This is a genomic window from Rhodococcus sp. Leaf233, from assembly GCF_001426165.1.
GTDB lineage: Bacteria > Actinomycetota > Actinomycetes > Mycobacteriales > Mycobacteriaceae > Rhodococcoides > Rhodococcoides fascians.
The window spans coordinates 355451-372719 of record NZ_LMRO01000008.1 but is presented as its reverse complement, the minus strand read 5'-3'; the positions used below and the strand labels follow the sequence as shown (position 1 = coordinate 372719).

The 17269-nt window shown below is 64.3% G+C and carries 18 protein-coding genes and 1 other RNA gene; 7 read left to right on the top strand and 12 right to left on the bottom strand.

Going from position 1 to position 17269, the window contains the following annotated elements; translation table 11 throughout:
• Positions 1-2: 2 nt before the first annotated feature.
• The 4 genes from ASH04_RS09690 to ASH04_RS09680 all read right to left on the bottom strand — a co-directional run bounded on the left by ASH04_RS09690 (position 3) and on the right by ASH04_RS09680 (position 2670).
• Positions 3-185 carry a hypothetical protein gene (locus ASH04_RS09690; protein ID WP_027497419.1) on the bottom strand — a complete coding sequence of 61 codons (183 nt, stop codon included), beginning with the start codon at positions 183-185 and terminating at the stop codon, positions 3-5.
• Between the two features lie 59 nt (positions 186-244).
• Positions 245-684: RNase P RNA component class A (rnpB, locus tag ASH04_RS10760), an RNA gene on the bottom strand.
• Positions 685-709: 25 nt separating this feature from the next.
• Complete coding sequence (locus ASH04_RS09685) at positions 710-2080, bottom strand: MFS transporter (RefSeq protein WP_057473479.1); 1371 nt, start codon at positions 2078-2080, stop codon at positions 710-712.
• A gap of 29 nt (positions 2081-2109) precedes the next feature.
• Positions 2110-2670 carry a TetR/AcrR family transcriptional regulator gene (locus ASH04_RS09680; RefSeq protein ID WP_057473478.1) on the bottom strand — a complete coding sequence of 187 codons (561 nt, stop codon included), beginning with the start codon at positions 2668-2670 and terminating at the stop codon, positions 2110-2112.
• Positions 2671-2759: 89 nt separating this feature from the next.
• On the opposite strand from ASH04_RS09680, the gene ASH04_RS09675 reads away from it, so the two are divergent.
• Together ASH04_RS09675 and ASH04_RS09670 are read left to right on the top strand one after the other, a co-directional pair.
• On the top strand, positions 2760-3284 hold the full coding sequence (locus ASH04_RS09675; protein WP_057473396.1) for a DUF1697 domain-containing protein: 525 nt from the start codon (positions 2760-2762) through the stop codon (positions 3282-3284).
• Positions 3281-4531 carry an SLC13 family permease gene (locus tag ASH04_RS09670; RefSeq protein ID WP_057473395.1) on the top strand — a complete coding sequence of 417 codons (1251 nt, stop codon included), beginning with the start codon at positions 3281-3283 and terminating at the stop codon, positions 4529-4531. The genes ASH04_RS09675 and ASH04_RS09670 overlap by 4 nt, the downstream gene beginning before the upstream one ends.
• Positions 4532-4550: 19 nt before the next feature.
• Here ASH04_RS09670 and ASH04_RS09665 read toward each other — a convergent pair whose 3' ends face one another.
• The 4 genes from ASH04_RS09665 to cobC form a co-directional block, all read right to left on the bottom strand.
• Entirely contained in the window at positions 4551-5663 is a 1113-nt protein-coding gene (locus ASH04_RS09665; protein ID WP_235579976.1) for a bifunctional RNase H/acid phosphatase, read from the bottom strand.
• Complete coding sequence (locus tag ASH04_RS09660) at positions 5660-6397, bottom strand: zinc ribbon domain-containing protein (RefSeq protein WP_027497425.1); 738 nt, start codon at positions 6395-6397, stop codon at positions 5660-5662. The genes ASH04_RS09665 and ASH04_RS09660 overlap by 4 nt, the downstream gene beginning before the upstream one ends.
• Positions 6398-6503: 106 nt before the next feature.
• Positions 6504-7625 carry a Nif3-like dinuclear metal center hexameric protein gene (locus ASH04_RS09655; protein ID WP_032406725.1) on the bottom strand — a complete coding sequence of 374 codons (1122 nt, stop codon included), beginning with the start codon at positions 7623-7625 and terminating at the stop codon, positions 6504-6506.
• Positions 7626-7639: 14 nt separating this feature from the next.
• Complete coding sequence (gene cobC / locus ASH04_RS09650; RefSeq protein ID WP_032406726.1) at positions 7640-8677, bottom strand: Rv2231c family pyridoxal phosphate-dependent protein CobC; 1038 nt, start codon at positions 8675-8677, stop codon at positions 7640-7642.
• 42 nt (positions 8678-8719) lie between these two features.
• Here cobC and ASH04_RS09645 point away from each other — a divergent pair, with 42 nt between their 5' ends.
• The 3 genes from ASH04_RS09645 to ASH04_RS09635 are packed head-to-tail and all read left to right on the top strand — an operon-like array spanning position 8720 to position 10806.
• Complete coding sequence (locus tag ASH04_RS09645) at positions 8720-9412, top strand: HAD-IA family hydrolase (protein ID WP_057473393.1); 693 nt, start codon at positions 8720-8722, stop codon at positions 9410-9412.
• Positions 9409-9882 carry a low molecular weight protein-tyrosine-phosphatase gene (locus ASH04_RS09640; protein WP_200937304.1) on the top strand — a complete coding sequence of 158 codons (474 nt, stop codon included), beginning with the start codon at positions 9409-9411 and terminating at the stop codon, positions 9880-9882. The genes ASH04_RS09645 and ASH04_RS09640 overlap by 4 nt, the downstream gene beginning before the upstream one ends.
• 18 nt (positions 9883-9900) lie before the next feature.
• Positions 9901-10806, top strand: coding sequence for an SURF1 family cytochrome oxidase biogenesis protein (locus ASH04_RS09635; RefSeq protein WP_057473392.1), 906 nt, complete (start codon positions 9901-9903; stop codon positions 10804-10806).
• Here the strand turns inward: ASH04_RS09635 and ASH04_RS09630 are convergent.
• From ASH04_RS09630 to ASH04_RS09625, 3 genes are all read right to left on the bottom strand, one after another.
• Positions 10747-11715 carry a cobalamin biosynthesis protein gene (locus tag ASH04_RS09630; RefSeq protein WP_057473391.1) on the bottom strand — a complete coding sequence of 323 codons (969 nt, stop codon included), beginning with the start codon at positions 11713-11715 and terminating at the stop codon, positions 10747-10749. The genes ASH04_RS09635 and ASH04_RS09630 overlap by 60 nt on opposite strands.
• A gap of 47 nt (positions 11716-11762) precedes the next feature.
• Positions 11763-11888 (bottom strand): hypothetical protein, encoded by a 126-nt coding sequence (locus ASH04_RS27440; protein ID WP_255032530.1) that lies wholly within the window; start codon positions 11886-11888, stop codon positions 11763-11765.
• 200 nt (positions 11889-12088) lie between these two features.
• Positions 12089-12991: a LysR family transcriptional regulator gene (locus ASH04_RS09625; protein WP_057473390.1), complete on the bottom strand. Its 903-nt coding sequence runs from the start codon at positions 12989-12991 to the stop codon at positions 12089-12091.
• 111 nt (positions 12992-13102) lie between these two features.
• Here ASH04_RS09625 and ASH04_RS09620 point away from each other — a divergent pair, with 111 nt between their 5' ends.
• A complete protein-coding gene (locus tag ASH04_RS09620; RefSeq protein ID WP_057473476.1) occupies positions 13103-14596 on the top strand; it encodes a CoA-acylating methylmalonate-semialdehyde dehydrogenase in 1494 nt (497 codons plus the stop codon).
• Between the two features lie 82 nt (positions 14597-14678).
• Positions 14679-15845 (top strand): iron-containing alcohol dehydrogenase, encoded by a 1167-nt coding sequence (locus ASH04_RS09615; RefSeq protein WP_057473389.1) that lies wholly within the window; start codon positions 14679-14681, stop codon positions 15843-15845.
• On the opposite strand, the gene ASH04_RS09610 is transcribed toward ASH04_RS09615, so the two are convergent.
• Complete coding sequence (locus ASH04_RS09610; protein WP_057473388.1) at positions 15842-17251, bottom strand: amino acid permease; 1410 nt, start codon at positions 17249-17251, stop codon at positions 15842-15844. The two genes, ASH04_RS09615 and ASH04_RS09610, sit on opposite strands and share 4 nt — an antisense overlap.
• Between the last annotated feature and the right edge of the window lie 18 nt (positions 17252-17269).

The following is a 17269-nucleotide window of genomic DNA, read 5'->3' as shown; positions in this document are numbered from 1 at the left end:
CGTCAGTTGTTCCAGTCGTCGTCGGAGTCGGCGGCCTTGTTGCGGGCGGCTGCGATCTTCAGCGCCTGCTCTGCGGTGGCCTTGTCCGGATACGGACCCATGCGGTCGAGGGCATTGGTCTCCTTGCCCTGCACAACCTGCTTGGTGCTGATGTCGTAGTACCAGGAGCTGTCGTCGTCGGTCATGACTTCCAGTGTGCCCCATACAGCCACGCCGCAGGTGTACCGCGCGAGAAATTGGAGTGCGAACGAGTCGGCCTGTAAGCCGGATCCTGTGCATCGACCCGCTCTCGCGAGATCGAATAGACGACCATCCATCTGGGCACACCGTTGCCGGGTACCTCGAGCAGTCCACCCGCAGGCTCGGGCGAGCAGCCCTCGAGCACCTGCGCAGCTGCACCCCTTGCGCGGTGCAGCCTTCGACCTTGCTCCGGGCGGGGTTTACCTAGCCACCCCAGTCACCTGGGATGCTGGTGCGCTCTTACCGCACCGTTTCACCCTGACCTGCGCTTCGATCCCGAAGAACCGAACCGCAGGCGGTCTGTTTTCTGTGGCACTGTCCCGCGAGTCACCTCGGGTTGCCGTTAACAACCGCCCTGCTCTGTGGAGTCCGGACTTTCCTCGGCCCGAAGCGCAACGGAACCTGTCCGTCGGTACTTCGAGCCGCAGCCGTCCAGCCAACTCGTTCGCGATTGCGTACTCTACCCGCCTCACGTCGGATGCCCGGCGATTGCCCGGCCATGATGAACAGAGGCACTCACGATGGCCGCGGCAGCGGTGACGATCACCCCCACCCAGGCGGCGGACGTGTAGGCATCCTCTCCGGGGAAGGTGGAGCCCGGACTCGTTCCGGCGGCGAGTACCAGACCACCGATCGCGCTTCCGAAAGAGAATCCGACACTGCGCACCACCTGGTTGATACTCATGACGCTCGAGGTCTCCGCGGAGGGCACCACCGGCAGCACGACGGCCGGCAGCGCGGCCGAAAAGCTTCCGACTCCGAAACCCAGAATCGCCATCACCGCACAGAGTTCAACGATGCCGGCGCGGGTACCGGCGAACAAGGCGAGAGCCACCAGAACGATCAGCGCGCTGACCGTCAGCGCGCTGCCTGCCCCCACCCGACGCAGCACTCTGGATACCAGCTTGCCGGCGAGAAATCCGAACACCGAGAACGGAACCAGGACGAGGCCCGCCTCGAACACGTCGAGGCCGAAACCGTATCCGGCACCGGAAGGCGTCTGCGCGTAGCGCGTAGCGAGGGTCAGCAGCAGATACATTCCGATGCCGCCGAGCAACATTGCGCCGTTCGCTCCGACCACAGCCCTGTGACGAAACAACCGAAGATCGACGAGCGGTGCCGAGCTTCTCAGTTCGACGCGTACCCATATGCCCGCAGCGACGACCGCGATTGCAGCCAGCACCCCCGCCGTCCAAGGGCGGCTCGTCCACAGCGCGGTCTCACTGATGAGAACGAGCACCAGGGTGAGAGGGAGCGCCAGCAGCACCGCACCCGGAACGTCGATGCGGGTCGCGCGCTTGCGCGTCGAGGCAGGAACAACTCGCAGAGCAACGGCAAACGCCATGACCGTCATCACAGCACCGAATCCGTATGCGAGCCGGAGACCGCCGTGCTCGGCCAGAAACCCCGACAAGGGATAGCCCACACCGACACCCGCAGTAGACGCGACCGACAACAAAGCGATGGTCGATCCGGACCGCTTGTCGGACAGATGATCTCGCACCACACCCATCAGCATCGAAGTCAGGGCCAGTCCCACTCCCTGGGCTGCCCGGCCGAGGAGCAGCCAGGAGAAGGACAGCGGCAGTGCGGTCAGAATGCCTCCGGCCGAGACGACGCCCAGTGTCCCGAGGATTGCTGCCCGTCGATGCGGACCCGATCCGAGGCGGCCCAGAACCGGTGTCGTGACGGCACCGGTCAACAAAGCCAACGTCAACGTCCATTGTGCACTGGAGAGGGAGACGTCGAAAGTTGTTGCGACGCTGGTGATCAGCGGGGCCCCGAGGCTACCGACAGCGGCGACGACGACTCCGACGAACAACAGAGAAGGCACGAGCATTCGTGATTCGTCGTGCTCGGAGCCGGAGATCAACGGTTCGTCTCGCTCGTGATGTGGTCGAACAATCCGGCGTGGATACGAGTGCCCACTCCGTTCGCCCAGGGTTGGTCAACGTCATGAATCTGCAGGGCCGCGCCACTGTTGAGCAGCATGCCGAACGCCAGAAACGCTTTGACGGTCACCGCATCGAGACCGGTGACCTCTACGACGGTGTTCCACATCCGGCCGAACGCCTCTCGAACGGCGTCGCGCACCTCTTCGTCGCCACACGCGGCGATCCCCTGCAGCTGCAGCAGGAGTGAGGTTCGATCCTCGAGCATGGCGTAATAGCACTCCCCCATCGAGGCCAAGGCTTGCTGACCGGTGGCAGTACCTGCGGCCGCGCGCATTCCATCCGCCACACGGTCGAACGACGCGACCACCAGCTCGGAGAAGAGTGCCTTCTTGGTTCCGAATATTCGAAAGATGTAGGCCTGGGTGATCCCTGCTTCGCGGGCGATCCTGTCGGTCGAACCGCCGTGCAGTCCGGACGATGCGAATTCGTCTGCCGCTATCCGCAGTATTTGCTGCCGTCGTTCCGTGCCTGTCATCCGTCCTCTCTGCGCCATGCCGCCAAGTTACTGGTTACTAACTACTGACTTCAATGGTTGTTCTCGTGCGCTTCACTACAGTTCTTTCCATGAGTGAATGGGTTGTGCTGCTGCGCGGCATCAACGTCGGCGGCATCAACATCAAGATGGTCGACCTCCGCGCAGCTCTGGCCTCGGCCGGCTTCACGAATGTCCGCACGATTCTGGCGACCGGCAACGTACTGCTGCAGTCGCCGCTGGCGGCCGCCGTCCTGAAAGCACAGGTGGAGAGCACGCTCGCCGAGGCGTTCGGCTACCGAGCCTGGGTTGTCGTACTCGACGTCCCGACACTGAGGGCGATAGTGGAGTCCTACCCGTTCGACGCCGAACGGGAGGGCTGGCATCCTTATGTGGTGTTCGGTAACGACGATAGCCATTTGACCGAATTGTCCGCTCTTGCAGTGGAACTCGACCCCGATCTCGAGAGGATTGCCGAGGGGAACAGCGTGCTCTACTGGGAGGTGCGCAAGGGCAACACCACCGACAGTAGGTTCGGAAAAGCCACGGCGAAGGCGAAGTACAAGGCCACGACCACCACGCGGAACGTCCGCACTCTCGTGAAGATTCTCGCGTGACCGTTCTCGCTGCGGCATTGGTCGCCGCCGTTCTCGTCTTCGCCATCGTTCGCCCGCGCGGTCTTCCGGAGATCGTTGCTGCACTTCCAGCGGCCGCAGTTGTTCTTCTCGTCGGCCTCGTCAGCCTCGACGCCGCCCGTGAGCAGGTACTCGAACTCGCACCCACCGTCATCTTTCTGGCGTTCATCCTGATCCTGGCGCATCTGTCGGATGCCCTCGGTGTGTTCACCTGGATCGCGGCGAAGCTACGCCGCGGATCCAAGGGCAGCCCCCGCAGACTGCTGACCCTCGTGTTCGCCGCTGCCGCGGCCACCACAGCCGTACTGAGCCTCGACGCGACCGTTGTTCTGCTGACACCGGCCATCATCGGTGCCGCTCGGATCCTGGGGATGTCGCCGCGTCCACACAGTTACGCCACTGCGCACCTGTCCAATTCGGCGTCGACCTTGCTGCCGGTGTCGAATCTGACCAACCTGCTGGCCTTCGCTGCGACGGGCCTGACCTTCCTTCACTTCACCGCACTGATGGCGCTACCGTGGATTTTCGCGGTCGCCATCGAACTGGCGGTGTTCCTGATCTTCTTCCGCAAGGATCTGACCCGCACTGCGACACCGACGGACTCCGCGACCGAACACAGCACTGACGACGTCCCAGCACCGCGAAGCACACTCGTCATCCTCGGCGCGACATTGATCGGCTTCGCCGTGGCAGGACTATTCGATATCGAACCGTTCTGGGTGGCTGCCGTGGGGTCGGCGGCTATGGCGATCCCAGCACTTCGAGCTCGCCACACCACACCTCGCGCGATTCTGCGCGGTGCCGATCTGCCGTTCTGTGGCTTCGTCTTCCTTCTCGGCATCGTCGTGCTCGGCGTGACGACGGGCCCGATCGGCGACTGGCTGGCGCGAATTCTGCCGTCCGACACCACCTTTGTGTCCTTACTGGCGGCGGCTGCCATTGCGGCGGTGGCGTCGAACATCGTCAACAACCTGCCCGCAACGTTGCTGCTCCTGGCGGCCTTCGGCGCGGACGCTCCCCCGGCGTTGTTGCTGGCCATGGTGATCGGGGTCAATCTCGGCCCCAACCTCACCTACGTCGGTTCACTGGCGATCATGTTGTGGCGACGCGTCGCATCGGCCAACGACGAGCCGGCGGATCTGAGGACGTTCACCATTCTCGGCGTCATCACGACTCCGTTGACCATCGTCGGTGCAGTGGCAGGCTTGTGGCTGGCGCTGCAGATCTGAGACCCGCACCTCCGCAGGATCAGGTCAGGTGAGACGTGTCGTTGACCAATTTCACCGATGCCCCGCCGTCGGGGTAGAACTCGGCGATGCTCAGCGACGCGAGGTCCAGGTGCATTCGGTAGAGCAGTGACGGTCCGACGTCCAGTGCCAGTTGCAGCAGTGTTTTGATCGGCGTCACGTGTGTCACGACGACGATCGTCTTGCCCGCGTACTCTCCGATCAATCGATCGCGTGCCGCTTCGATTCGAGTGCGCACTGCGTCGAAACTCTCACCGTTGGGCGGGGCCACCGAGGTGTCACCCAGCCAGGCCCGATGTTGTTCGGGATAGCGGTCTTTCGCCTCCGCGAAGGTCAGACCTTCCCAGTCGCCGAAGTCCGTTTCGGTCAGATCGTCGACGGTGGTCACGTCGAGTCCGAGTGCACCTGCCGCGGCGTCGGCAGTCTGTCGGGCGCGGCCGAGGGGGGACGAGACGATCGCTGCGATGTCGTCGTGTCCGCCGAGCCGTGCCGCTGCAGCGGTGGCCTGTCGAACCCCCAGCTCGGTCAGTTCCGGATTTCCGCGGCCGGAGTATCGCCGGTCGACCGACAGCGCGGTCTGGCCGTGGCGCAACAACAACATTCGGGTGGGGTCGCCCACTGCACCGGTCCACCCGGGGGCCGCCGCGGGTTGCTTCGCGGCCGGTTCGGAATCGGGCAGATCAGGAAGGTCGATCCCCTTGGCCGCGGCATCCATCGCCTCGTTCGCCAAACCGTCGGCGTGTGAGTTCTGCTCCCGCGGAATCCATTGAAAGGTGACGTGATCGAACGTCCGAACAAGCTCCGCCGCTCGGCGATTGAGCGGAATCATGTCGGGATGCTTCACCTTCCAGCGTCCCGACATCTGTTCGACGACGAGTTTGGAGTCCATCCGAACGTCGACCTCACGGGCACCGACGTCCGCGGCCGCCGTCAACGCAGCGATGAGGCCCCTGTACTCGGCCACGTTGTTCGTTGCGATTCCCAGCGCCTCCCGGCGTTCGGCCAACACCTCGCTGCGATCTGCTGTGAACACCACGGCTCCGTATCCGGCGGGACCCGGGTTGCCGCGGGAGCCGCCGTCGGCTTCGACGACGACCCGTTGCGCGGCACTCAAATTCCGGACTCCTTGGTGCGCACCAGGATTGCGTTGCATTCCGAGCAACGAACCAGAGCGTCGGCAGGTTTGTTGGCGATGCTCGCAATTTCGTTGCGGTCGAGCTCGATTCGGCATGCGCCGCATCGGCGGGCCTGCAGCAATGCTGCGCCTCGACCGGTCAGTGCGCGTTGCTTCTCGTACAGCGCCAGCAGATCGGCCGGCATACCCGAGATCAATGCCTCGCGACGCTCGGCGCTCCGCTTCTCGGCGACGTCCAGATCTGCGACAGCGTCGTCGCGGCGACGACCGGCGTCGACCATTTCGTCCTCGATCTGCGTCAACTGCGCTCCGGCGTGTTCGTAATCGCGCTCGCTGGCCTCGCGCTGTTCCATGACTTCGAGCAGTTCTTCCTCGAGGATGCTCTGCCGCCGTTCGAGACTGCCGAGCTCGTGCTGCAGCTCGGTCATCTGCTTGGGCGCAATCGTGCCGCTCTCGAGCATCTTCTTGTCGCGCGCCTCACGCTGGCGAACGGCATCGACTTCGCCCTCGAGCTTGCGGATGTCGCGATCGAGGTCGTCCATCGAGATCTGCACCGTGACGGCAGCATCCTTGCGGGTGATGCGCTCGGCCTCGAGTTTGTCGACCTCCTGCTGCTCGGGGAGGGTCTTTCGGCGATGGGCGATCTGCGAGAGTTCGGTATCCACACCGGCCAATTCGAGTAGCGAGGCCTGGACTTTGGGATCGACGTTCACGCTTGATGACTCCTGCGACTATGGAAGTTGATTCCGATTACCCTACCGGCTGCGCAGAACGTACCGAGCCGGATCCGTCCAGTCCCCCGGTCGCGGGGTTCGTCGGTCACAGCGTCCACGGGTCGGTACGGACATCGCTGACCCTGCTGCTCCAGCCGTCCGTGTCGCCGAATTCGGCGTCCACGATGCTCCTCGCCTGAGCACACCACGGGAACTCCGAGGCCCAGTGGGCCGTGTCGATCACCGCGGGCCCACCCGCCCTCAGGTGCTCGTCGACGGGATGATGCCTGAGATCGGACGTGACATAAACGTCGGCGTCGGTCCGCGCGACGGTTGCGAGGAACGAGTCCCCTGCTCCCCCGCACAGGGCGACGATCGACACCGTCGCGTCCGGATCACCCGCTGCTCGCACTCCCCAGCTGGTGGCCGGCAGAGCGTCTCGGACGACATCGGTGAACTCGGCGAGGGTCATCGGATCAGGCAAGCGTCCGATCCGCCCCAGACCGGTGCACGACGGTAGGGCCGCGGACTCGAAGACATCGAACGCGGGCTCCTCGTACGGATGCGCACGTCTGAGCGCGGACTGCATCCGCGCGCGGTCGGCCCGAGATGCCACCACCTCGATTCGGTCCTCGGTCACGGTGTGGACTTCGCCGACGACACCGAGCGTCGGATGAGCACCGGGCTGCGGCCGGAATTGGCCCAGCCCCTCGGTGTGCCAACTCGCTTCGCTGTAGTCGCCGATCTCACCGGCTCCGGCGTCGAACAGCGCCTGGCGCACCGCCGCAGTGTCGGCGGACGGCACGAATACGACCCATTTGTCGTGCGCCGGAGCAGGAATGGGATCGAGTGGCCTGGTGTCGATCACACCGAGGGCCGACGCGAGTGCGTCGGAGACACCGGGATCGGCCGAGTCGGCGTTGGTATGGGCGGTGAACAGCGCGCAGTCGGCCTTGATCAGGCGGTGGATCACCGAGCCTTTGGCGGTGTCGGCCGCAACCGAATCGACTCCTTTGAGCAGCAGAGGGTGATGGGCGACGATGAGGTCGGCACCCCAGGAGATGGCCTCGTCCACGACGGCCGGGGTGACGTCGACGGCGTAGAGCACTTGTCGCACTTCGGATTCCGGATCTCCGCATACCAATCCCACCGAGTCCCAGCTCTCGGCCAATCGAGGCGGGTATGCCTTGTCGAGAACCTCGATGACGTTCGCCAGAGTCACTGCCATGTCGATTGCTCTCCTCACAGAACGGTGTTCAACGCATGCACCAGTATGTCGACGTGTGCCGAGTCCCGTACGGCGACGCGTAGGTAGTTGCGATCCAGTCCGGGAAACGTGTCGCCGCGCCGAACCGCAATTCCCTTCGTGCGCAGGCGTTCTCGGATCCCGTCGGCACCGTCGACCCGCGCCAGAAGAAACGGCGCTCGCGCCGGTCCGGCAATGTCGAGACCGAGTGCGGTCAGTCTCGCGATCATGGCGTCACGTTCGGCGTCGATACGCAGCGCTTCGGCTCGGGCCTGCTCGACCGCGAACGGCTCGGTACAGGCGCGGATTGCTTCGAGCTGCAGAGTGCCCAGGGGCCAGTGCGCACGGCCCCGCTGCATTCGTTCGAGTACGTCGGGATGGGCCAGAGCGTAGCCGCACCGCAACCCCGCCAATGCCCACGTCTTCGTCAGGCTTCGGAGTACCAGCACGTCCGCGACGCTGTCCGAGGAGACCGACTCTCCTGCTCCCGTCACTGCGTCGGCGAATGCTTCGTCGACCACGACCGTGCGGCCGGGCCTACGCAGACCGAGTACTACTTCTCGGGGATGCAGCACCGACGTCGGATTGGTGGGATTGCCGACGATCACCATGTCGGCGGCCTCGGGCACCAGGCCCCGATCGAGCAGAAACGGCGGCTGGAGTAACACCCGATGCACGGGAATGCCGGCCTGCTCGAGCACCCAGTCGGGCTCGGTGAACGACGGGTGCACGGTTGCCACGAGGGCCGGCTCGAGCCGCGGCAGCATCGCGAATCCTTCGGCTCCGCCACCGAGCAGCAGTACCTCGTCCGGCGAGCGTCCGTGGTGTGCGGCGACCTGCTCCCGAGCCGCCCGCTCGGCTGCCCCCGATGGATACGAACCGAGCGAGTTCAGGGCTGCAGCGAGCCGATCACGAAGCCACGGGGGCGGGCCATCACCGCGCACGTTGACGGCGAAGTCGACGAGGCCCGAGCCGACCTCGAGATCTCCGTGATGACGGAGAAATGCATCGGGGCCGGACGCTGTATCGGACATCGCGACGAGCCTAGCCGTCACGTGCACCGATAGGCTCAGGCCATGTCTGCCGCTCTGCCCGCATCCGTTGTCCTGTTCGATCTCGACGGAACGTTGACCGATTCCGCACCGGGAATTCACGCAGGATTTCGCCACGCGCTGGCCTCGGTCGGCGCTCCCGAACCGACCGAACAGCAACTCTCTCTCGTCGTCGGTCCACCGCTGATCGACACGCTGCGCTCGATGGGCCTGGACGAGGAGGCAGCTCAGCGCGCGCTCGCCGCCTACTTCGACCGCTACGACGAGCGGGGTTGGGCCGAGAACACCGCGTTCGACGGCATCGAGACGGTGCTGACGCGATTGCGGGATCGCGGTGTTCGGCTGGGCGTGGCGACGTCCAAGTCGGAGCGCTTCGCCGTCCGAATTCTCGACCACTTCGGGTTGTCCCGGTACTTCGACTTCATCGGCGGTGCCAGCAACGACGGGTCGCGACGTGCGAAATCCGACGTCATCGCGCACTCGTTGACCAATCTCGGCATCGATCCCGTCGAATCCGCAGACGGCGGCACCGCAGGCGTGATCATGATCGGCGACCGCGACCACGATGTGCACGGCGCGGCCCGGTTCGGAATTCCGGCGGTCTACGTGGAATGGGGCTACGGCATCGACGGTGAAAGCGACGACGCAGCGTTCACCGCGTCGGACATGGACGAACTGGCCGTCGTGCTCGAGCAGAACACGCAGGCGTCGCGGTGAGCGAGCCACTGCATGTGACGTTCGTGTGCACCGGAAACATCTGTCGATCACCGATGGCCGAGAAGGTGTTCGCCGCACACCTACGCGAGGCGGGTCTGGGTGACGCTGTCCGCGTATCGAGCGCGGGAATCGACGGGTGGCATGTCGGCGAAGGGGCAGACCCGCGGACGGTCGCGGAACTCGATGCGCACGGCTACGAGAGCGAGCACGAAGCGAACCAGGTGGGACCGGACCACCTCGCTGCCGATCTGATCGTTGCTCTCGACACCGGCCACGCTCGATCTCTACTGCAGTTGGGTGCACCGGCCGATCGGGTGCAGCTGCTGCGTTCGTTCGATCCCGATGCCGACGACGCGTCGGTGGCGGATCCCTACTACTCGTCGGATTCTGCGTTCACCGAGGTGCGAGAACAGATCGAGGATGCCGTGCCCGGCTTGATCGATTGGGCGCGGTCTCGGCTGACCGCCTGACCCGGCTACCGTGGTGGGGTGGAGAAGTTACGGTTCTTGCTGCGTCCGAAGTGGTTGGTGCTGGCCGCCGTCGCGCTTGCGTTCGCATTCTTGTGCTTCAGCGTGCTCGCTCCGTGGCAGCTGGGCAAGAACACCTCGACTTCAGCGCGCAACGACTTGATCACCCGATCGGTCGGGGCAGATCCGGTGCCGATCACCGACGTTCTCACCGGAAACGGATTCGCGGCCGACGACGAATGGCGGCGGGTGATCGCGCAGGGCAGTTACGTGGAGAATTCCGACGCCCTGGTGCGGCTGCGCAGCATTCGTGAGCAGCCCGCGTACGAGGTCATCACTCCGTTCGTCATCGACGATGGTCCTACTGTTCTCGTCAACCGCGGATACGTGCTCCCGGTGGAGGGAACGCGACCGCCCGAGTTCGCGGCAGCTCCGACAGGCCCGGTCACTCTCGATGCCCGCGTTCGTCAGGCCGAAGGAACATCACGTGAGCCGATCCAGGAGGACGGCCGCCTGCAGGTGTACAACATCAACCCGGAGCAGATCGGCGCAGCGGTCGGCGTCGACGCGATCGACGGGTACCTGCAGCTCGACGACGGTCAGCCCGGTGGCCTCGGCCTCATCGAACTACCGCAGACCGACGCGGGCCCCTATCTGTCCTACGGGCTGCAGTGGCTGGCGTTCGGCATCATGGCACCGTTGGGTCTTGCCTATTTCGTCCGCGCCGAGCTGCGGGAGCGACGCATGTCTCGAACCGAGATGGCCGATCAGTCCGACCCGACGTCCGACGACGATTCCGCGCCGGACGACGAGGAAGAATTCACTCTTCCGACCCGACGCGAGAAGCGGGCCAGGGCCCGCGCGGCATCACAGGCGAGAACGCCGACGGATCCTCGCTTGGCCGATCGATACGGCAAGAACCGCTGACGCACCCGTCGCGAACTCTTGCACCCGTGTCGACAGCACGACTGCTCGCCGAACGTCCCGTGCCGTGGGCGCTCGACCGTCCCCGAGTGTCGGCCTGATCTCCACGCCGTGCCGGTATTGAGTGCGCCCACCGAGTTGTAGTCCGAGCGCACCCGCCGACGCGGCCTCGGGCACCCCCGCATTGGGGCTGGGATGACGGGACGCGTCGCGTCGCCACACCCGTAGCGCGTGTGCAGCAGAACCCTGCACCAGCGGTGCCGCGAGAACGGTCGCCGCACCCGTGACTCGTGCAGGCAACAGGTTCAGCGCGTCGTCGAGGCGTGCGGCGGCCCACCCGAACCGTAGGTATTTCGGAGACCGGTATCCCACCATTGCATCGAGTGTGTTGCTGGCTCGGTACGCCAGGATTCCCGGTACGCCGGCCAGGGCTCCCCACACCACGACACCGACCGTCGCGTCGGATGTGTTCTCGGCGATGGATTCGAGTGCCGCGCGTGCCAGCCCGTCGGAGTCGAGGAATGCCGGGTCACGTCCGCACAGTGACGGGAGCAATGCGCGTGCGCCGGGCAGGTCGTCTCGGTCGAGGCGATCGGCCATCGAGCGACCTACTACCGACAGCGATGTTCCGCCCAGCGCGGCCCACGTCGCGGTAGCCACCAGAGCGGCCTCAGCCGGTGGGCCGAGACGCGACACTGCTCGCGTGGACGCGATTCCGAGTGCGGTGACGCCCCCGACCAGTACGGCGGTATGGATGACACCCGCAAACCTGTTGTCGCGGTAGAGCCGAGCCTCGACGCGAAGGGCAGCCGATCCGAATCCTGCTACCGGATGCCAGCGCTGTGGGTCTGTGAACACTCGATCCAGGCCGTATCCGACCAGCAATCCGATCGCTCGGGGGTGTGTCCACATCGCACGAATCTATCCACCGGCCATCCGGTGTGCGGAATCGGTACGAGTCAGGCCCAGCGCCGGTTGTACGCGCCGGAGAGCTGACGGCTCCTGAAGTCGATGTCGCTTCCGTCGTTGAGCAAGGCGATGGCCATACCGACGAAACCGATTGCTGCTACTACGAACATGGTCATGATTCCCCCAAGAATCGTTGTGGGCCTGCCGCAGCGGTGCCGTGGCCGACGTGTTCCGTAACAGATTGTTACCCGCCGGTAGGGCGATTTCCACTGCTTTGAGGTCGGCGTCACGTGTGTCTGTCGTCACGAGACGCCGGACACATCGAACGTCCAAAATTCAACGGCCACCGACGATCTCGTGCATTTAGTGACCGCGACTATCGACCGCCGGGCACCGCATGCATGTGCGGCTCCTCGGCAACGACCGATCCGATGAAGTCGTCCACCACCTTCACCCGCGCCAACCCCGTCAGCTCCCGCGGAATCACCGTCCAGTAGGTGCGTTCGACCGAAACGAGGTCCGGCAACACCGGAATCAACGTGTCGTCCGGTTCGCCGATGTAGCTGGGCAACGGCGCAATTCCCACCCCGGACCGCGCCGCGATCCACTGGCCGGTGATGTTGTTGGTCTGAATCTGCGCCCGACCGTCGGGCAGAATCGAATCCAGGATGCGCAGCGGCGCAACGTCGAGCAGCGCATCCACGTAGGAGATCAAGGTGTGCCCACGCAAACCGTCGACCGAGTCGATCGTCGGCTGCGCAGCCAGGTATCGCTCGGCGGCATAGAGCGCCAGGGTGTAGGTCGCCAATTGCCGGGCCACCACCAACCTGGGCGACGGCCGTTCCAACGTGATGGCAATGTCGAATTCCCTGGTGGCCAACGAGTTGTGCTCGGTGGCGGTGACGAGTTCGATATCCAGATCGGGGTGCTTGTCACGAAGCGCACCCAGCTTCGGCGTGAGAACGAAGGCACCGAACCCGTCCGGGGCCGCGATGCGCACTGTCCCTCGCAGCGATCCGGTATCGGATGTCTGATCCTCGAAGGCAGCGATCAGCGTGGACTCCACGGTTTCGGCGTACCCGACCAACCTGCGCCCCGCCTCGGTCAATCGCCACCCCGTCGGGGTTCGGTCGAAAAGTCGTTGCCCTGCGGACTTCTCGAGGGCCGTGATGCGTCGACCGACCGTGGTGTGGTCCACGCCGAGCGTTCGCGACGCATCGGTCAGACGTCCCGTTCTCGACACTTCGAGGAAATAGCGGAGGTGGTCTGGGTTGAACACTCGCCCAGCCTATCCCCCTGTGCATTTATGCACGGCAATCTGCGATTTTGGCCTTTGACATGTGCATCGATTCAAGTGAGACTCGAGACACACCGATGGAAGGAACGAACGTTGACCGACGTCATCTCACACTGGCTCGATGGTAAGACTTTTTCCGGATCTTCCGATCGGACGTCACCGGTCACCAACCCCGCCACCGGGGAGGTCACCGGCACGCTCACGCTCGCCGATCGGAGCGATGCCCGCGCCGTCATCGACGCCGCCGCAGCTGCCTTTCCCGCGTGGCGCGACACCTCCCTGGCCAAGCGCACCTCGATCCTCTTCTCCTTCCGAGAACTGCTCAACGCGAAGAAGAACGAGCTGGCCGAGATCATCACGGCCGAGCACGGCAAGGTGCTCTCGGACGCCCTCGGCGAGATTTCTCGCGGCCAGGAAGTGGTCGAATTCGCCTGTGGCATAGCCCATCTACTGAAGGGCAGCTACACCGAGAATGCGTCCACCGGAGTGGACGTCTATTCCATTCGTCAGCCGCTCGGGCCGGTGGCCATCATCTCCCCCTTCAATTTCCCTGCCATGGTGCCGATGTGGTTCTTCCCCATCGCCATCGCCGCCGGTAACACCGTCGTGCTCAAGCCGTCGGAGAAGGACCCGAGTGCCAGCATCTGGCTCGCGCGGCTCTGGGCCGAGGCAGGCCTGCCCGACGGCGTGTTCAACGTGCTGCAGGGAGACAAGGAGGCCGTCGACGAACTGCTCGAGAACAAGAAGATCAAGTCGATCTCCTTCGTCGGATCGACGCCCATCGCCCAGTACGTCTACTCGACAGGCACCGCCAACGGCAAGCGTGTTCAGGCCCTCGGCGGTGCCAAGAACCATGCCGTCGTCCTCCCCGATGCAGATCTCGACCTGGCCGCGGACGCCATGGTCAACGCCGGCTTCGGCTCGGCGGGTGAGCGATGCATGGCCATCTCCGCTCTCGTGGCCGTCGGGAAGATCGCCGACGAGCTCGTCGCCAAGATCGCCGAACGCACCACACCACTGGTCACCGGCGACGGCACCCGCGGCGCCGACATGGGCCCGCTCGTCACCCGGGTACACCGCGACAAGGTTGCGTCCTATGTCGACGCAGGCGAGGCGTCCGGCGCCACGATCGTCGTCGACGGCCGCACCGTCCAACCCGACGGGGCTGCGGACGGATTCTGGCTCGGCCCCACGCTCATCGACCATGTGACACCGGACATGAGCATCTACACCGACGAGATCTTCGGTCCTGTGCTCTCGGTCGTCCGTGTCGACACCTACGACGAAGCCCTCACACTGATCAACGACAATCCGTACGGCAACGGCACGGCGATCTTCACCAACGACGGCGGGGCGGCACGGCGGTTCCAGAACGAGGTGGAGGTCGGCATGGTCGGTGTCAATGTGCCGATTCCCGTTCCCATGGCGTACTACAGTTTCGGCGGCTGGAAGAGCAGTTTGTTCGGCGACAGCCACGCTCACGGCACCGAAGGAGTGCACTTCTTCACGCGAGGCAAAGCCGTCACCAGTCGCTGGCTCGATCCCAGCCACGGCGGTATCGATCTCGGCTTTCCTGCAAACAACTGAGTTCTACAAAGCCCATGTGCGTGGAAACTCGTAGACCACTACGAAGTTCCACGCACATGGAGATACCGCGAAGGAGCACTCCATGGTTGCCAATATCTCTTTTCCACGTTTTCTCAAACTCGGCGGCGGTGCCGTCGAGGAGCTGGGTACGGTACTGACCGACCTGGCCGTATCTCGTCCCCTACTCGTCACCGATGCGTTCATGGCGGGCAACGGCTCGGCCGATCGACTGATGACGATCATGACCGAGGCCGGTAAGTCGCCTGCTCTGTTCTCGGGCACCGTGCCCGATCCGACGACGGATTCGCTGATCGCCGGTCTCGAAGCGGTGCAGCAGCATTCGGCCGATTCCATCATCGGGTTCGGCGGCGGCAGTCCGATGGACACAGCCAAAGCGCTGGCCATCCTCGCGGTGCAGGGCGGGACGATGCGGGACTTCAAGGCTCCGGTGCTCTCCACCGGTCCGGCGCTTCCGATCATCGCAATTCCAACAACGGCGGGAAGTGGTTCGGAGGCAACGCAGTTCACTATCATCACCGACGTGGCCTCGGATGAGAAGATGCTGTGCCCCGGCTTGTCCTTTCTGCCGATCGCATCGATCATCGACTTCGAGCTGACGATGTCGATGCCGGCACGTCTGACTGCCGATACCGGCGTCGACGCTCTGACACACGCCATCGAGGCATACGTCAGTAAGAAGGCCAACCCCATCTCCGACGGTTTGGCGCTCAGCGCTATTCGCACCATCGGAACGTCGCTGCTGCGGGCGTATCGAGACGGAGAAGACCGGCAGGCACGCGAGGCCATGATGCATGCGTCCACCCAGGCGGGAATGGCGTTCTCCAACGCCAGCGTCTGTCTGGTCCACGGGATGAGTCGACCGATCGGCGCGCATTTCCATGTCGCACACGGATTGTCCAATGCGATGCTCTTGCCTGCCGTCACAGCCTTCTCCATCGGCGGAGCCCAGTCCCGCTACGCCGACTGCGCCCGCGCCCTCGGTGCGGCATCGGAAGCCGATTCGGACGCGGTTGCAGGTGGCAAATTGCAGGACGCCATCGTCACGCTGTGCCGTGAGGTCGAAGTTCCCACTCCTGAGACGTTCGGCATCGACAAGTCGACGTGGGACGACCTGTTGCCGTTGATGGCCGAGCAGGCCCTTGCCTCGGGCAGCCCCGGTAACAATCCGGTCGTCCCGACGGCAGAGCAGATCGTCGATCTGTACCGCCAGGTGTACGCCGGGATCTAGGCCGAGTCACCGGACACGCGGGCGGCAACCTTGTCGCGCCGCGTGTTTCGGCGTTGAACGATGATTCCGCCGATCACCGTCACCGCCGCCAGCACCGCCGAGAGGAGGATCGACGATCGTTGCTCCGGCCGCACCACCATCATCACCAAGACGAAGACGATGAATCCGATGGCCAAATAGGTGAGCCACGGATAGAGCCACATCAGAACGGCCGGTCGCTCGCCGTCGCGATCGAGTTGGCGACGCAGCACCAGTTGACTGCTTGCGATGGCCAGGTAGATGAATAGAGCCACGGCACCGGTGGTCGCGAGCAGGTAGGTGAAGAGCTTCTCGGGAAGAATGTAGTTTCCGACGACGGCAAGGAAGCCGAGAACCATCGAGGCGATGACGGCAACCCACGGCACCCCGTTGGCGGTGATCTTCTTGACTGCGCGCGGCGCATCGCCACGATCACCGAGCGAGTAGAGCATGCGGGAGGCGGTGTAGAGCGCCGAATTCAGGCACGACGCGACAGCAGTCAGAATGACGATGTCCATGATGGTCTCCGCGTGGGGAATTCCCATCTTGGACAACACATACTGGTAGGAGCCGGTGGCCGGGTCCAATTCGTTCCAGGGGACGAGCGCGACGATGACGAAGATCGATCCGAAGTAGAAGATCGAGATACGCCAGATCACCGAATTGGTCGCGCGGGTGATGCCCTTTGCAGGATCCTTGGATTCGGCTGCAGCGATGGTGACGATCTCGGATCCCATGAAGGAGAACATCGTCGTCAGCATGGCTGCGATCACCGCGCCGAAGCCGAGCGGCATGAAGCCGCCCGAGGCCCACAGTTGGTCCACGCCACTGACTTCGGAGTTCGGCAGCCAGCCCAGGATGGCGGCTATGCCGAGGCCGATGAACGCGACGATGGCCACTACCTTGACCAACGCGAACCAGAACTCGAACTCGCCGTAGTTGCCGACGCTGATCAAGTTGGTGGCGGTGAGCGCGACGACGATGATCAGAGCCCACATCCATTGGGCACCGCCCAGCCAGTTGGTGAGGATGGCGGCAGCGGCGGTCGCCTCGACGGGGATCACCAATACCCAGAACCACCAGTACAACCAACCGACGGAGAAGCCGGCCCAATGTCCCAGTGCCCGGGTCGCATACGTCGAGAACGAACCTGTGTCGGGGTTGGCGGTGGCCATTTCCCCGAGCATGCGCATCACCAAGATGACGAGGAGTCCGGCGAAGAAGTAGGCCAACAACACCGCAGGTCCCGCGGTGGCGATGGCGTTGGCAGAGCCGACGAACAGTCCGGCACCGATCACTCCGGCTATCGAGATCATCGTCACGTGTCGCGGTTTGAGACTGGTTCCCAGTCCGTGCTCTCCGGTATCTGGCTTATCCGTAATTGCCATTTCAACAGTTCAGCACAA

Bases quoted from the DNA above. Each gene is read 5' to 3' on its own strand.
- ASH04_RS09690 (WP_027497419.1), bottom strand. From the start codon at position 185: ATGACCGACGACGACAGCTCCTGGTACTACGACATCAGCACCAAGCAG.
- ASH04_RS09685 (WP_057473479.1), bottom strand. From the start codon at position 2,080: ATGCTCGTGCCTTCTCTGTTGTTCGTCGGAGTCGTCGTCGCCGCTGTC.
- ASH04_RS09680 (WP_057473478.1), bottom strand. From the start codon at position 2,670: ATGACAGGCACGGAACGACGGCAGCAAATACTGCGGATAGCGGCAGAC.
- ASH04_RS09675 (WP_057473396.1), top strand. From the start codon at position 2,760: ATGAGTGAATGGGTTGTGCTGCTGCGCGGCATCAACGTCGGCGGCATC.
- ASH04_RS09655 (WP_032406725.1), bottom strand. From the start codon at position 7,625: ATGGCAGTGACTCTGGCGAACGTCATCGAGGTTCTCGACAAGGCATAC.
- cobC (WP_032406726.1), bottom strand. From the start codon at position 8,677: ATGTCCGATACAGCGTCCGGCCCCGATGCATTTCTCCGTCATCACGGA.
- ASH04_RS09645 (WP_057473393.1), top strand. From the start codon at position 8,720: ATGTCTGCCGCTCTGCCCGCATCCGTTGTCCTGTTCGATCTCGACGGA.
- ASH04_RS09630 (WP_057473391.1), bottom strand. From the start codon at position 11,715: ATGTGGACACACCCCCGAGCGATCGGATTGCTGGTCGGATACGGCCTG.
- ASH04_RS27440 (WP_255032530.1), bottom strand. From the start codon at position 11,888: ATGACCATGTTCGTAGTAGCAGCAATCGGTTTCGTCGGTATGGCCATC.
- ASH04_RS09615 (WP_057473389.1), top strand. From the start codon at position 14,679: ATGGTTGCCAATATCTCTTTTCCACGTTTTCTCAAACTCGGCGGCGGT.
- ASH04_RS09610 (WP_057473388.1), bottom strand. From the start codon at position 17,251: ATGGCAATTACGGATAAGCCAGATACCGGAGAGCACGGACTGGGAACC.